The sequence below is a fragment of the Mucilaginibacter sp. 14171R-50 genome, from assembly GCF_010093045.1.
GTDB lineage: Bacteria > Bacteroidota > Bacteroidia > Sphingobacteriales > Sphingobacteriaceae > Mucilaginibacter.
Map to the genome: position 1 here is coordinate 1,198,654 of NZ_CP048115.1, position 15,286 is coordinate 1,213,939.

The 15,286-nt window shown below is 44.9% G+C and carries 11 protein-coding genes; 7 read left to right on the plus strand and 4 right to left on the minus strand.

The annotated features are described in order from the left end of the window. The first annotated feature begins 181 nt into the window (after nucleotides 1–181). Nucleotides 182–1,579, plus strand: coding sequence for a Gfo/Idh/MocA family protein (locus GWR56_RS05490; protein ID WP_162430140.1), 1,398 nt, complete (start codon nucleotides 182–184; stop codon nucleotides 1,577–1,579). A 56-nt stretch (nucleotides 1,580–1,635) separates the two neighbouring features. On the opposite strand, the gene GWR56_RS05495 is transcribed toward GWR56_RS05490, so the two are convergent. Continuing rightward, nucleotides 1,636–1,785, minus strand: a complete 150-nt coding sequence (locus tag GWR56_RS05495) for a hypothetical protein (protein ID WP_162430141.1) — start codon at nucleotides 1,783–1,785, stop codon at nucleotides 1,636–1,638. A gap of 20 nt (nucleotides 1,786–1,805) precedes the next feature. Between GWR56_RS05495 and GWR56_RS05500 the strand changes: the two genes are divergently transcribed. Next, complete coding sequence (locus tag GWR56_RS05500) at nucleotides 1,806–4,178, plus strand: prolyl oligopeptidase family serine peptidase (protein ID WP_162430142.1); 2,373 nt, start codon at nucleotides 1,806–1,808, stop codon at nucleotides 4,176–4,178. 129 nt (nucleotides 4,179–4,307) lie between these two features. On the opposite strand, the gene GWR56_RS05505 is transcribed toward GWR56_RS05500, so the two are convergent. Further along, nucleotides 4,308–4,703, minus strand: coding sequence for a hypothetical protein (locus GWR56_RS05505; RefSeq protein ID WP_162430143.1), 396 nt, complete (start codon nucleotides 4,701–4,703; stop codon nucleotides 4,308–4,310). 477 nt (nucleotides 4,704–5,180) lie between these two features. Between GWR56_RS05505 and GWR56_RS05510 the strand changes: the two genes are divergently transcribed. The 4 genes from GWR56_RS05510 to infB all read left to right on the plus strand — a co-directional run bounded on the left by GWR56_RS05510 (nucleotide 5,181) and on the right by infB (nucleotide 10,482). Further along, complete coding sequence (locus tag GWR56_RS05510) at nucleotides 5,181–5,627, plus strand: hypothetical protein (RefSeq protein WP_162430144.1); 447 nt, start codon at nucleotides 5,181–5,183, stop codon at nucleotides 5,625–5,627. 137 nt (nucleotides 5,628–5,764) lie between these two features. After that, the gene (rimP, locus tag GWR56_RS05515; RefSeq protein ID WP_162430145.1) at nucleotides 5,765–6,229 is read left to right on the plus strand and encodes a ribosome assembly cofactor RimP; all 465 of its coding nucleotides are present in this window, start codon (nucleotides 5,765–5,767) and stop codon (nucleotides 6,227–6,229) included. Nucleotides 6,230–6,232: 3 nt separating this feature from the next. Next, nucleotides 6,233–7,468, plus strand: a complete 1,236-nt coding sequence (gene nusA, locus GWR56_RS05520; protein WP_162430146.1) for a transcription termination factor NusA — start codon at nucleotides 6,233–6,235, stop codon at nucleotides 7,466–7,468. A gap of 59 nt (nucleotides 7,469–7,527) precedes the next feature. Then, on the plus strand, nucleotides 7,528–10,482 hold the full coding sequence (gene infB, locus GWR56_RS05525) for a translation initiation factor IF-2 (RefSeq protein ID WP_162430147.1): 2,955 nt from the start codon (nucleotides 7,528–7,530) through the stop codon (nucleotides 10,480–10,482). A gap of 80 nt (nucleotides 10,483–10,562) precedes the next feature. Here the strand turns inward: infB and GWR56_RS05530 are convergent, their stop codons facing one another. Continuing rightward, nucleotides 10,563–13,199 carry a ligase-associated DNA damage response DEXH box helicase gene (locus GWR56_RS05530; protein ID WP_162430148.1) on the minus strand — a complete coding sequence of 879 codons (2,637 nt, stop codon included), beginning with the start codon at nucleotides 13,197–13,199 and terminating at the stop codon, nucleotides 10,563–10,565. Between the two features lie 71 nt (nucleotides 13,200–13,270). Here GWR56_RS05530 and GWR56_RS05535 point away from each other — a divergent pair, with 71 nt between their 5' ends. Further along, complete coding sequence (locus GWR56_RS05535) at nucleotides 13,271–13,921, plus strand: hypothetical protein (protein WP_162430149.1); 651 nt, start codon at nucleotides 13,271–13,273, stop codon at nucleotides 13,919–13,921. A gap of 17 nt (nucleotides 13,922–13,938) precedes the next feature. On the opposite strand, the gene GWR56_RS05540 is transcribed toward GWR56_RS05535, so the two are convergent. After that, nucleotides 13,939–15,081, minus strand: a complete 1,143-nt coding sequence (locus GWR56_RS05540) for a thioredoxin-like domain-containing protein (RefSeq protein ID WP_162430150.1) — start codon at nucleotides 15,079–15,081, stop codon at nucleotides 13,939–13,941. Between the last annotated feature and the right edge of the window lie 205 nt (nucleotides 15,082–15,286).

The window sequence follows — 15,286 nt, forward strand, 5'->3', positions numbered from 1 at the left end:
ACATGCAATTTATAACTTTTTAAATAATATTAAAAAGTTTTTTGTAGTTTAGAATTTAAATAGTAACAGGTTGAATATTAATCTGCCAACCAATAATGATGTTAAATTTTTTTAAATTGCATTGGTAAACCCTAATTGCGCCTCCGCGTATTAACCATTTATAAGCTAAACTAAATCAACTATGTCAACCGACCGCAGAAAGTTTTTGAAGCACCTGGGCACATCAGTTTTACTGACATCGGCATCGCTCACCAGCCTGGCAGCTAAAGAAGAAAATGAAGTAAGAATATTGCGCGCGCAAAAGCGCGTATCGCCAAACGACAGGATACGAATAGCTACTATTGGTATGGGTATCATGGGTTTTAACGATACCAAAGCCGCGCTGACAGTTCCGGGTGTTGAGCTGGTTGGCGTTTGCGACCTTTATAAAGGGCGCCTGGCGCGTGCCAAAGAAGTGTACGGTAACGACTTGTTTACTACCATGGACCACCGCGAGATACTGGAACGAAAAGATATTGACGCGGTGATAATTGCGACCAGCGATAACTGGCACAGCCAGATAGCTATCGACGCGATGCATAAAGGCAAAGCGGTTTACAGCGAAAAGCCAATGGTACATTTAATTAGCCAGGGTTTAGAGGAGATACGGGTGCAAAAAGAAACCGGGAGGGTTTTCCAGGTTGGGAGCCAAAGGGTAAGCAGCATTGCCTATCGCAAAGCAAAAGAGATGTACGAGGCGGGCGCCATAGGCAAGATCAACTCTATCGAAGCATCGTTTAACCGCCAAAGCGCGTTAGGGGCATGGCAATACACCATACCGAGCGATGGTAACATACAAAATGTAGATTGGGCGCGATACCAGGCAAATGCAAGCGTTAAGCACGATTTTGACCCGAACCGGTTTTTCCGCTGGAGAAACTACCGCGAATATGGCACAGGTGTTGCCGGCGACCTTTTTGTTCACCTGTTGAGCGGCATTCACTTTATTACGGGCTCGAAAGGTCCGGAGCGTATCTATTCGATAGGCGACCTGGCTTATTGGAAAGACGGGCGCAATGTGCCCGATGTAATGAGTGCGGTTATTCATTATGGCGAAACTAAAGAGCATCCCGCCTTCCAGGTTACCTTACGTGTAAACTTTATCAGTGGCGAGGGCGATCACGGCACTACCAAAATAGTAGGATCTGAAGGCGTGATAGACTTGGGAGGGGAAGGCGAAAGCTTTACCATCCGCAAAAACAAAATGCCCGTAGCCCCCGGTATTGGCGGGTGGGATTCGTTATTTACCTATACCGAAGCACAGCAAAAGGCATTGATGGATGCTTACAATAAACGCTACTCGCAGGCCGACCAGCAAACACCGTCCATTCCGGATATAACCTATCGTGCGCCGGACGACTACAATGCCTCGAACGACCACTTTGCCAACTTTATGGAATCGGTACGTACAGGTAAGCCGGTTGTTGAAGATGCCGTATTTGGTTTCAGGGCTGCTGCCCCATGCCTGGCTTGCAACGACAGCTATTTTCAAAACAAGGTCATCCATTGGGATGCGGAGAATATGAAAATAGTGGGATAGAGAACAAAGACCGGAAGAATCAAGATACAAGACAGATATACCTAATAGGAGGCCGCTTACTGAGCGGCTTCCTTGTTATCAACGTTATCAGTTTTAGCTTGCCGAAGACCTGCCGCTTCAACAGGCTTGCCGGTAACGTAGCGTTTTATATTTGTAACAATTAAAGCGTTAAAAATAGTAATATTACCTAAACTGTTAAATTGCATCGCCTTAACAGCAACTGTTTATGAAAAAGAGCCTTACCTTACTGTTCCTGTGCATTGGTTTTGGCGCTTCGGCGCAAAAACTTGAAGTGCTTACTGTTGAGAAAATAATGCGCGACCCAAAATGGATGGGCGTGTCGCCCGATAACATCCGCTGGAGCGACGACAGCAAAAAAATATACTTTACCTGGAACCCTGATAGGGCAGAGCGCGACGAATTGTTTTGCATAAGCCCAAACAACATAAAACCCCAAAAGGTAGCTTTGGCCGAACGCCGCGACATGATACCGGGCGATGGCAAATGGAATAGGGCACGCACCCTTAAAGTGTACGAAAAGAATGGCGATATATACTTGTTAAACGTGGCTACCGGTAAAAGCATACAATTAACCAATACCGCGGCGCACGAAATGAACCCCACTTTCAGCGGCGACGAATCAAGCGTTATTTTTACCGGCGACAACAACCTTTACGCTTTAACACTTAACCGGGGCAAGCTAACGCAGATCACAAATTTTGTAAAAAAAGCAAGCGACGGAAAAAAGCCCGCCAAAGACGATGAGCAATCGCGCTGGTTAAAAACACAGCAGTTAGAGCTGTTTGATATAATTAAGGCCAACGAGAAAGACCGCAAGCTTGATTCGGCGGAGCGTAGTTTGTTTAAGGTATCCAAATTAAAAGAAATAATATTTGGGGAAAAGCGCTTAAGCGGGGTGCAGCTAAGTCCGGATGGCAGGTATGTTACTTACCGCCTCATTCAGCCGGCCGAGGGTGAAAGGAACACCATTGTGCCCGATTATGTTACCTCATCGGGCTACACCGAGGATATTCCTAACCGTACCAAGGTAGGTAGTCCGCAATCAACTTCCGAAAGCTTTATTTTTGACAGGCAGCGCGATACGGTCTACAGCATCAATACCGATGATCTGCCAGGTATAAAGGATATACCCAAGTACATAAAAGAGTACCCTAAAGAACTAGAGGCGTATAAAAAGCGCAACGCTGATCGCCTGGTTGACATTGCCACTCCATACTGGAGTCCCGACAGCAAATACGCCGTTGTGGACGTAGAAGCGAAGGACAATAAAGACCGCTGGCTGATGCAGCTTGACGCCGAAACCGGTAAATTAACGCTGCTTGACCGCCAGCACGACGATGCCTGGATAGGTGGCCCCGGCACAAGCGGTTTTTTTTCAAATGGCAGTATGGGCTGGGCGGATAACACTCATTTCTACTACCAGAGCGAGGCCAGTGGTTACTCGCACGTATATATGGCAGATATGGTTAGCCGCCACAAAAAGCAGCTTACCTCGGGCAAGTGGGAGGTACAAACCCTGCACTTATCCAATGATAAAAAAACCTTTTATTTTACCGCCAATATCGAGCATCCCGGTATAACGCATTTTTACCGCATACCTGTAACGGGCGGCGTGCCGGTTAAAATAACAAGCATGAAAGGGGGCAACGAAGTAACGCTTTCGCCCGATGAAAAATGGCTGGCTATCCACTACTCCTATTCAAACAAACCATGGGAATTGTATGTGCAGCCCAACAAAACGGGGGCGAAGGCCGTACAAGTAACCAACTCTGTTACCGAGGAATTTAAATCGTATCCATGGCGTGAGCCGGAGGTGATCAGCTTTAAAAACCGTAACGGGAAAGATATTTACGCACGGCTGTATCTGCCGAAAAAGGCCGACCCTGCAAAACCTGCCGTAATATTTGTACACGGTGCGGGCTACCTGCAAAACGTGCATTACTGGTGGAGCACCTATTTCCGCGAGTATATGTTCAACAATATGCTGGCAGATAACGGATACACGGTAATGGATATCGATTATACCGCAAGCTCTGGCTATGGGCGCGACATCCGCACCGGAATATACCGCCACATGGGCGGCGCCGACCTTACCGACCAGGTAGATGGCGTAAAGTTATTAGTAGAAAAATATGGTGTTAACCCAAAACATGTTGGCATGTACGGCGGTTCGTACGGTGGCTTTATGACCCTGATGGCATTGTTTACCCAGCCTGATGTTTTTGCCTCGGGCGCAGCTATACGCTCGGTTACCGATTGGGCGCATTACAACCATGGCTATACTTCAAACATCTTAAACGAGCCCTTTACCGACGAGAAAGCATATCGCCAAAGCTCGCCTATTTATTTCGCCGATGGCCTAAAGGGCAACCTGCTGATGCTGCATGGCATGGTGGACCAGAATGTAAACTTTCAGGATATTGTGCGCCTTACCCAAAAGCTGATAGAGTTGCATAAAGAAAACTGGTGGCTTGCGCCTTACCCGGTAGAGGACCACGGCTTTGTGCAACCCAGCAGCTGGACGGATGAGTATAAAAGAATATATAAATTGTTTGAGGAAACGCTGAAAGGGAAGTAAAATATACAGTAAATGATTAGTACAACAGCAGTTTATTTGTGATCAAATCATCTTACCGCCGAATAGCGCTAAGATGCTGCGCGAACACAAGTGCCATGGCAACATTTAATTCGCAAAGCCTGAACTTGGTTAGGCTACGGATGGTTTTTTCGAATTATGCAATAGGCTAGAGAGCCCTATATCTTGAAAAAGCTTGGATATATAACGTTGTTGATTTTCAGAGCTTTTTCTTTCAATGATTTTTTTCATCATTAACTTATCATATTTGCTAAGGTGATTGATTTGGTTGTTTACGAATGTAATCATCATTAGATTCTCGAAATCCTCTTTAGAACGTTTATTGGATAAGTAGAATTGCGCTTTGTAATTTTTATCATTTATCATTTTTAGTAAATCAGCCTCATGCTTTTTTATAAGCTTTTCAAGCTTTTTTTCTGCTATTCTTTGCCTGTAGATATTAAATCCCAAGTATAAAAAGTTAATTCCAACCATTCCTATAGCAAGTACGCCAATTAAATCTTCCATAATGACTATTTTTTCGCTTCAAAAATTGTATAAAACCAACATATTTCGTTTTCGTTTATATGCCTATGATAACGTTCCCCCATGGCAGAAAGTACTAAGATATAAATTAAAACAGTGGGCAATGACGTCCAATCAACGACTAATTCGTTTTCAATTGAACCATACATAATTCCTGCCAAGAATGCTATGATTATGTTAAGAAGAGATATAATTCTAAATTTAGTGCTGAAAGCTAAGCTAAAGGCGTATGCACTTAGTGCAACTATAGCCGACCTTTCAGTAATATGATGAGGCTTAGAATAATAATACTCAAACATAAAGGGTATGAAAGGCAAAAATACATAGCATATGATGCTAGTTATTAAATTTGACAGTTTGTCTCTCAAGAGTTGTGATATTTGGTTAAGTTAGGACTAACCTAACCAAATTATTTTTCAAATCAAAGAATTGTAAGTAATTTAATATGGAATTGAATATATGCTTAAATTAATCCATGTGAGGTATTGGTACCTTCACATTTTAATCATTTTCTTATTCATCTTTGCCTGCACCCCAACAAAACACCCTGCCGGTGTGCGGCTATCATTAGTAAACAACCGGCAATCGATACAGATAAAAGGGCTTGATTATGCCGTAATGCAGGATATAGCACGCGATACTGACAACACTGTATGGCAAAGCCTGGTGGCGGTTTACCGGATGCCGGCCGATACAGATCTGAAAAATTACCAGCCTGTGCAGCCGGGCCATTACCTTTTAAAGGATAGCGCGGTGGTTTTTACGCCCGATACCCCTTTTGTAAAAGGGCAGACTTACTTTATAAGAAATTATCGACTTGGCGAAGGCGCCAGGCTCATAGATTACATTAAAGGCCACTCGCAGCCCGGACGAACGCATTTTATTGATTTGATTTTTAAGGAATAAGCTTTGAAAAATGAAAAAAACATGCTATATTTGCATCTGAATTAAAAAAGAGGGGGCGTTTGTCCCCTCTTTTATTTTATCAATCAAATTATCAACCGCTCCATCACCTTCCGGGATGCCGGGAAAAACATACGATAATGAATATTGAAAAAAGAGTAACTGAACTGGTGGAGGAGAAGATTGCCGACATGCCAAACCTGTTTTTGGTGGATGTTAAAATGCATCCGAATGGTAAGCTGATAGTACTGGTTGACGGAGACAACGGAATAGGGATTGCCGACTGTGTTGCCATAAGCAGGCATGTAGGCTTTCACCTGGAAGAAGAGAATGTAATTGATACGCCTTACAATCTTGAGGTTTCATCGCCGGGGATTGATGCGCCGCTAACATTAAAAAGGCAATATGCTAAAAACACAGGCCGCACGTTAGCTATAAAAATGAACGATGGTGCTAAACGCGAGGGCGTATTGAAGGAGGTTGGCGACGACTTTATAGTAATTAACGAAACAATAAAAGAAAAAGGGAAAAAGGCCGTAATTATTGAAAGCAATATCCCGACAGATAACATAACAGAAACAAAGGTTTTAATATCATTCAAGTAGAAGATGAGCAATATTAATTTAATTGATTCTTTTCAGGAATTTAAAGATTTCAAGAACATTGACCGCCCAACCATGATGAGCGTTCTGGAAGACGTTTTCAGGAGTATGATCAGGAAAAAGTATGGAACGGACGAAAACTGTGACGTAATAGTAAACACAGATAACGGTGACTTAGAGATATGGCGCACACGTGTTGTGGTTGAGGATGGCTTTAGTGAGGATGACGACCTGGAGATAGAATTGGCCGAGGCTAAAACAATTGATGCTGATCTTGAAGTCGGAGATGAACAAATTGAGCAGATAACCCTGGAAAGCTTTGGCCGCCGTGCAATACTTGCTGCGCGTCAAACTTTGGTATCTAAAATATTGGAACTGGAGAAAGACGAGATCTTTAAAAAATATAAAGACCGCGTTGGCGAAATTGTTACCGGCGAGGTTTACCAGGTTTGGAAAAAAGAGACCCTGGTGCTTGATGATGAAGGTAACGAGCTTTTATTGCCAAAAACCGAACAGATACCTGCCGATTATTTCAAAAAAGGGGATAGCGTTAGGGCGATTATCAGCAAGGTTGATATGCTGAACAGTAACCCTAAAATTATTATTTCGCGCACGGCTCCCGAGTTTTTACAGCGTTTGTTCGAGATGGAAGTTCCTGAGATATTTGACGGGCTGATAACTATCAAGAAAATAGTTCGCGAACCGGGCGAAAGGGCAAAAGTGGCCGTAGAATCGTACGATGACCGTATCGATCCGGTTGGCGCCTGCGTAGGTATGAAAGGGTCGCGTATCCATGGTATCGTTCGCGAATTGAAGAACGAGAACATCGACGTGATAAACTTTACGAACAATATTCAGTTGTATATACAGCGCGCCTTATCACCGGCCAAGATCACATCTATCAAATTAGATGATGAGAAAAAAACGGCAGCGGTTTACTTAAAGCCCGATCAGGTATCGTTAGCTATAGGCAGGGGCGGCCATAACATTAAACTGGCCGGTAAATTAACAGGTTATGAAATTGATGTTTACCGCGAAGCCGACGAGCACGATGAGGACGTGGATATCGAAGAGTTCTCGGATGAGATCGATAGCTGGATAATTGACGAGTTTAAACGTATTGGCCTTGATACTGCTAAATCTGTACTGGCATTATCAGTAGGCGAACTGGTTAAACGCACTGATCTGGAAGAAGAAACAATAAAAGATGTTTTATCAATTTTGCAGGCAGAATTTGAATAAACAGAATAACAAAAATTAAAATCGTATTTTTGCGATAATTAGCAGAGAAAATTTAATAAATGTCAGAAGACAAATCCATAAAATTAATAAAAGCAGTAAAAGAACTGAACATTGGTATGGGTACCATTGTCGATTTCTTAGCTTCCAAAGGTTACAAGGTTGAAAAGCAACCCATGGCTAAGCTGGATAACGATATGTACACTACTTTGTTGAAGGAGTTTGCTGTTGATAAAATTATTAAGGAGGAGGCCAAACAGATCAAGATTGGCAACATCCGCAAGGAAGAAGGTGTTCAAACACCAGAGCGCCCTGCAGAGCAGCCACGTCGTTCCCGGGATTTTGAGAACGAAGAGATATTGATAAAAAACACCGGCCATTTTACTTCGCCTCAGGCTGAAAAGCCTAAACCCGCCGAGCCTGTACAGGCGAAGGCTGAAGAGCGCAACGATGCGTTGCCTGGTGTAAAGGTAATTGGTAAAATAGACCTTAATAACCTTAATGCAAAACCGCCGGTTGAAGAGAAAGCCGCACCAGTTGCCGAAACTCCGAAGGCGGCTGAACCCGTTGCAGAGAAGCCTGCTCCTGTTGCCGAAGCGCCAAAAGCTGAACCTGTAGCAGAGAAGCCTGCTCCTGTAGCCGAAGCGCCAAAAGCCGAGCCAGTAGCAGAGAGCCCTGCACCCGTTGCCGAAACACCCAAAGCCGCGCCGGTTGCTGAAAATGCCACTCCGGCATCAGACGCATCCGCAGTTGAAGGAGATACAACCGCCGAAAGCGACGACGAAGTTATACGCGCAAGCGCTGAGCGGTTAAGCGGGCCAAAAATTATTGGCAAAATAACTTTACCGGTAAACCAGCCAAAACGCGGCGGGCCGGTAGCGTCTTCATCAAATGCTGCAGGCAACGCTGCAGATCAAAAACGCAAACGCAAGCGCAAAGACCAGCAGGGCGGCAACGCCGGCCAGCAGGCACCGCCAAGCGGTACTATAAATCCTAACCGCCCTGATTTCAGGAACAGGCCGGCAGGCCCTCCGGGTGGTGGTAACCGCCCTGATTTTAGGGGAGGCAGAAATGCGCCTATAGGGGGCCCTAAAGAAGAACCTACAGAAAAAGATATACAAGACCAGATAAAGGCTACACTGGCACGCTTAAGCGGGGCAGGTAAGTCGGGTAAGTTTGCACAGCGCGCTAAGTTCCGCCGTCAAAAACGTGATGACGTTGCCGCAACTGCTGAAGAACTTGCAATGGAGCAGGACGCAATGTCTAAAGTGATCAAGGTTACTGAGTTTGTTACGGCAAACGAACTGGCTTTGATGATGGATGTATCTGTAACCCAGATCATCTCGACATGTATGAGTCTCGGTATGTTTGTATCGATAAACCAGCGTCTGGATGCCGAAACCCTTAGCATTGTTGCCGAGGAGTTTGGATACCAGGTTGAGTTTGTGAAACCACAAGACGAAGAAGCCAACCTTGATCAGCCTGATGATCCTGCAGATCTGGTGCCGCGTGCGCCGATTGTGACCATCATGGGCCACGTTGACCATGGTAAAACATCGTTACTGGATTTTATACGCAAAACAAATGTAATTGGCGGCGAGGCGGGTGGCATAACCCAGCACATCGGTGCATATGAGGTTACCTTGCCGGATAATAAAGGTAAGATCACCTTCCTGGATACGCCGGGTCACGAAGCGTTTACCGCTATGCGTGCAAGGGGTGCACAGGTAACAGATATTGTTATTATTGTTATTGCCGCTGATGATAGCGTGATGCCTCAAACAAAAGAGGCCATTAACCATGCACAAGCTGCAGGCGCACCAATTATATTCGCGTTTAACAAAATGGACAGGCCGGGTGCTAATGCTGATAAGATACGCGAGCAGTTATCAACCATGAACATTTTGGTTGAAGAGTGGGGCGGTAAATATCAAACCCAGGAAATATCGGCCAAGACCGGATTAAACGTTGATCTGCTGTTAGAAAAAGTATTGTTAGAAGCAGAGCTACTGGAGCTAAAAGCCAACCCTAACAAACGTGCCGTAGGTACGGTTATCGAGGCCGCTTTAGATAAAGGCCGTGGTATCGTTACTACAATATTAGTGCAGGCGGGCCGCCTTAAAGTAGGCGATCCGATACTTGCCGGTTGCTACAGCGGGCGCGTAAAAGCGTTGACCAACGAACGGGGCCAGCGGGTTGAATCTGCAGGGCCATCAACACCGGTACAGGTATTGGGTATGCAGGGCGCACCTACCGCTGGCGATAAGTTCAACGTGTTGGATACCGAGCCTGAAGCACGCGAAATTGCTAACAAACGTTTACAATTACAGCGCGAACAAGGGTTACGTACACAAAAACACATTACACTTGATGAAATTGGCCGTCGTTTAGCGGTTGGTAACTTCAAGGAACTTAACATTATTGTTAAGGGTGACGTGGATGGTTCTATCGAAGCGTTATCCGATTCGTTGTTGAAGCTTTCTACCGAGCAAATACAGGTTAACATCATATCCAAAGCCGTAGGCCAGATATCAGAATCTGACGTGTTGCTGGCTTCAGCATCAGATGCTATCATCATCGGTTTCCAGGTACGTCCATCAGGAAGTGCGCGGAAGCTGGCTGAGGCCGAGCAAATAGATATCAGGCTTTACTCAATCATCTATGACGCTATCAACGAGATAAAGGCCGCGATGGAAGGTATGCTTGCACCAACTTTTGAAGAGAAGATTGTTGCTAACGTAGAGATACGCGAAACCTTTAAGATCAGCAAAGTGGGTACTATTGCAGGTTGTATGGTGCTTGATGGTAAGATTAACCGTAACAGCAAGATACGTATCATTCGCGATGGCGTAGTTATACACACTGGCGAACTGGCATCACTTAAACGTTTCAAAGACGATGTTAAAGAAGTTGCCACAGGTTACGAGTGCGGTTTAAATATTGCAAACTACAACAACATCGAAGTTGGTGATATAGTAGAAGCATACGAAAACGTAGAGGTGAAACGTAAATTGTAAAAGCAATTTGATCATATTTAAAAAGGACGGCCATAGCCGTCCTTTTTGTTTTACTGCTAAAATCCTTACGGTTCCGGAATTTAAAACCCCTTTTTACGCGTAACTCCCGGTTTCCTGCTTTTGGCGGAGGGCCTGTCTGCAACTTCTTCTGCACCATAGCGCCGGGCCATTTTAGCTATACGTTCTTCCATTGTTTCGGTGGTCAGGCGTTCACGGCCCAGGCTGTCAACTAATATGGGGAAGGCAAAAGGTGTTGGGCGTTCAATATTTTTGAGGATGATATTTTGCGTTTGGATGCGCTGCAAAGCTGCACGCAGCCTAAACTCTTCCAGTTGAAACGCCAGTGCCTCGTTATAAGCCTGGCGCACCAATAGGTTGTCCGGCTCATATTCGTTAAACACTTCAAACAACAATGATGTGGATGCCTGCAAATGCTTGTTCTTTACCTGCTGACCAGGATATCCGGTAAATACCAGTCCGCCGATATGCGCTATGTCCCTGAATTTGCGGCGCGCCATTTCATTAGAGTTAAGGCTGTTTTGTATATCGCTGATAAGATTATTGATACTAAAGAAATCGGCATCTTCCAAAGCTTCCTCTATAGGAATGTCTTCATCTGTGAGCAGTTCAAAACCATAATCATTCATGGCTATCGAAAAGCTTGCAGGCTTTATCTTGGAGATGCGATAGGCCAGCAAACTTGCCATCCCTTCGTGCACCAGTCTTCCCTCAAAAGGATAAAATAACAAATGGTGCCCCTCGCGTGATCTGAACGACTCGATCAAAAACTCGTGCCGTTCCGGCAGATGGGATAACTGGGCTTGCAGATCAAATAAAGGTTTAAGGGCGCGTACTTCTATGTCCGTTTCGATACCGTTGGCTACCTCATCCAGCTTATCCCTGAATACAGCAGACAGTTGTGAAGACAAAGGCATCCTGCCGCCTGCCCAGCTTGGTATCAGGCCTTTTGTCTTGGTGGATTTTTTAACATAAGCCGTCATTTCCTTTACCTTAACAAACTCAAGGCTCCGGCCTGCAAACCAAAAAGTATCGCCGGGTTTTAGCTTGGATATAAAACCTTCTTCTAGAGTACCCAGGCTGCCGCCGCTTAGCCATTTAACACGGATACTGAGTTCACTGGTAATGGTACCGATGCTAAGGCGGTGGCGGAGGGCAACCCGCCGGCTATTGACCTTGAAAAGACCGTTATCTACCTCAACCTTTAAAAACTCATCGTACTGTGCAAGAGTTTTGCCGCCGTTGGTAATAAAATCAAGCAGCTGGTTAAATTCATCCCGCCGCAGGTCGGCAAAGGCAAAGGTGGTTTTTATTTCCCGGAACAGCTCATCAGCCCTAAAGCCGTCAGATACGGCCAAGGTAACCATAAACTGTATCAGCACATCAAAGGTAAGTAGCATTGGGTCACGGCTTTCAAATACACCTTTTTTAATGGCCCCTTTAAGCGCAGCGCCTTCCAATAGTTCAAGCGAATGGGTGGGCACAAAATATGCCTTTGATATAGCCCCGGGATGATGGCCGCTGCGCCCCGCGCGTTGCATAAAACGCGCCACGCCTTTCGGGCTGCCGACCTGTACAACCGTGTCTACGGGGCGAAAATCGACACCGAGATCGAGGCTTGATGTACACACCACAACTTTTAGGGCTTCGGCATGCAGGGCTTGCTCCACCCAGTTACGCAGTTCATTGTCGAGCGAGCCATGGTGCATGGCCATAATGCCCGCATATTCGGGATAGTTATCGATAATGGCGTGGTACCAGATCTCGCTTTGCGACCGGGTATTGGTAAATATCAGCGTGGTTTTACTCTTAGCCACTATCTCCATCACCTGCGGCAACAGCTTTACACCAATATGCCCCGCCCAGCTGTAGTTTTCAATATTTTCGGGGATGACAGATTCTATCACCAGTCTTTTATCAATATTGGCGCGCACCATTTTTATCTGCTCGGGCGGGAAGTCGTTCCCAAGCAATACCTCGGCCGCCTGTTCCAAATTGCCGATGGTTGCGCTGATACCCCAGATTTTAAGTTTGCTGTTTGCTGTTTGCAGTGGGCTGTTGGTTACTTGGTTAACTTTTCCTGCCAACTGCAAATCGCCTACCGCTAACTCGTCCCTGCCATTTGCCAACTGCAAACTGCCAACTGAAGCAAGGGCCTTAAGGCGCGAAAGTCCCAACTCCACCTGTACACCGCGCTTGGTGCCGAGCAACTCGTGCCACTCATCGCAAACCATTACCTGTAGGCCTTTAAATACCTTATCATACTCCTTTTGGGCCAGCATCAGATGCAGGCTTTCGGGGGTGGTGAGCAATACCTCGGGTAGTTTCTTTTTCAGGGCGGCTTTTTCGGCGGCGGACGTGTCGCCAGTGCGGGTCATGATACGCCAGGGCAGGCCGATATCGTCGCATACCTCTTGCATAGCCTTGCGTATATCGTTGGTTAATGCGCGCAGGGGCGTTATCCATAACATCAATAGGCCGTTGTTCTTTTGCGTAGTATAAGTATCGGGGTGTTTGTTTATAAAGTCTGCCAAAAAGGGCAAAAACAATGCAAAGGTTTTACCGCTGCCGGTAGGCGCGTTCAGTAAGCCCGAATAACCTGAAAGATACGCGGCCTCCATCTCTTTTTGAAACGGGAACTGCTTCCACTGCTTTTGCCTGTACCATTGCTGTATTACGGTTTGTCCTTTTGTAAGCATTGTTTATGATAACAAAATACGCTAATATTGGTTATAGCTATCAACTGTAAATTAATTAAATTGTTACAACCATGATATCGTCGCGATATTTATTTATACCCTTACTTGCCATTATTGTAATATCATGCAAGCAAAAGCCAGCTTCAACGGCCGATAATAGCCAGGCCGAAGATACTACCGTAAATAAGGTTGATACCGCCGTTGTTGACCTTCCCGGCGATAAGCCCATACCACTTGCCCAGTTAGTTGTACCGGGAATAAGCCTTGGCCAAACAACCATAAACGAAAGCAGCGAAAATATCTATACACGTTTAGGCAAACCCGATGCCGGGGATGCGGCTATGGGTAAAAGCATAGCTATCTGGTATGCCAACCACGATACTACCGGCTATGTTACTCAAATGTATTTTTCGCGCGATATGGGTAACGACGAAACCAGCCGCGTTAAACAGGTAAGGGTTACTTCACCGGTATTTAAAGTAACCAATAAGCTGCATACCGGCGCGCCTTTAAAAGATGCAATGGCCTTATATCACCTAAAAAAAGTGGCAACATTTACCGATAAAGGAAATAGCCGCAGCCTTTACGACGATGCCAAAGCAGGCATCGGTTTTGAAGCGGATGATAAAAATATCATTACCGGTATTACAGTACACGAGCCGGGTAAAGATGTAACAACCACTTACCTGCCGTTCTTCGCCGATCTAAAACCGGTTAAATAAAACCGATAAAGGGGAACTTATTTGTGCGCCGCCAGGTAATCGTGTACTTCCTGATCAACATCAAGGATATCAATATTAGGTTTGATGATGCGCCAGTTACCGTCGACTAAAAAGTACCTTGGCACGTTAGTGATCTTCCAGTTGGCTACATTTGGCGAATTGTTGCCTTTAAAATCAGCCACCTGTGGCCAGGTCAGATTATTTTGCTTAACTGCCCGTTTCCATACCTGGGGGTAAGCATCTATTGAAACACTTACAACGGCAAAATGCTTTTTATCGCTATCGGTAATAATAAGGCCCTTAGCAATTTTAGCATGGTTCAATTGGCAAAGCCGGTTGCCCGATATCCAAAATTCAACCAGGGTTAATTTTCCTTTGAATGGTAGCCTGGTAAATTCTTTGCCATCGGGCATTTCACCAATAATATCCGGGGCTTCTGAGCCCGGTAAAAGTTTTACCAGTACGCTTAGCTTATCGGCTACCGATTGTCCGTCGGATGTTTTTTTGGCATCATCAGGGAGTTTAGATAAAAGCTTGTTGTATTCAACAGGATACTCATCCATATACTGTAACGACATGATATGTGGTGCAACAACGTTATCCGGGTGCCGGGATATATAAGCATCCAAAATTTTTGGCTCCAGTTTTCTTCTTTGAGTTTGAAGGTCGCGGGTTTTTTTGAATAGGGCGGAGCGCTCTTTCTTTGACTGCTCCCTGGCAGCGTGCGAATCTATAACTACAAGCATCGAATCTATACTGTGGTTTAAGCCGCCTGCTATCTCGTTTTCTGTTTTATAATAATCTGATAATTGCTGTTGGGTTTTTGACGTAGACGTTATCTCCGGGTAAACCCCTTTGGTGTTGGCCTTCGCATCAATAATGTATTTGCCGTTTTCAAGATAAACCTCGAAGTTATTTTTAGCACTTAAAGGCTTGTCGCTGTCAATTATCGATAAAGTATAATATCTCGGGCTTTCCACAGGCGTAGTGATAGTAGCGCTGCCATTTGTAAGGGGCTGGGTAAGCAATTGCTCTTTACCCTTTGATAATATAATGCTTCCGTTTGTAACATGGGACTTAATAGTAACTTCAAATTTCGGGGTATTGTTACAGGCGACTATTAGAAAACAAAGGGTAATTAGATATAGGTTATACTTCATAGTTTTAAATGTAACAAGGTGCCCTAAAATATGAAATATCCTGGCTTTGCGGGTAAAAACGTGGCTGTATGAGGTAAAAATATTGAAACCTAAAGGCTTACAAAAAAACATTCTGCTTAGACTGTTTCTAAATAGTTATTATCGTTCCATTAAACCGAAACCATTTCTATCTTTTGGTACTTTTGCCTAAATAAATCTGATCAAT

Excerpts from the sequence above, each read along its gene's own strand:
- GWR56_RS05505 (WP_162430143.1), bottom strand. The coding sequence starts at position 4,703 with ATGGAAGATTTAATTGGCGTACTTGCTATAGGAATGGTTGGAATTAAC.
- nusA (WP_162430146.1), top strand. The coding sequence starts at position 6,233 with ATGAGCAATATTAATTTAATTGATTCTTTTCAGGAATTTAAAGATTTC.
- infB (WP_162430147.1), top strand. The coding sequence starts at position 7,528 with ATGTCAGAAGACAAATCCATAAAATTAATAAAAGCAGTAAAAGAACTG.
- GWR56_RS05510 (WP_162430144.1), top strand. The coding sequence starts at position 5,181 with ATGCTTAAATTAATCCATGTGAGGTATTGGTACCTTCACATTTTAATC.
- GWR56_RS05535 (WP_162430149.1), top strand. The coding sequence starts at position 13,271 with ATGATATCGTCGCGATATTTATTTATACCCTTACTTGCCATTATTGTA.
- GWR56_RS05490 (WP_162430140.1), top strand. The coding sequence starts at position 182 with ATGTCAACCGACCGCAGAAAGTTTTTGAAGCACCTGGGCACATCAGTT.
- GWR56_RS05500 (WP_162430142.1), top strand. The coding sequence starts at position 1,806 with ATGAAAAAGAGCCTTACCTTACTGTTCCTGTGCATTGGTTTTGGCGCT.
- GWR56_RS05540 (WP_162430150.1), bottom strand. The coding sequence starts at position 15,081 with ATGAAGTATAACCTATATCTAATTACCCTTTGTTTTCTAATAGTCGCC.
- GWR56_RS05495 (WP_162430141.1), bottom strand. The coding sequence starts at position 1,785 with ATGCAATTTAACAGTTTAGGTAATATTACTATTTTTAACGCTTTAATT.
- GWR56_RS05530 (WP_162430148.1), bottom strand. The coding sequence starts at position 13,199 with ATGCTTACAAAAGGACAAACCGTAATACAGCAATGGTACAGGCAAAAG.
- rimP (WP_162430145.1), top strand. The coding sequence starts at position 5,765 with ATGAATATTGAAAAAAGAGTAACTGAACTGGTGGAGGAGAAGATTGCC.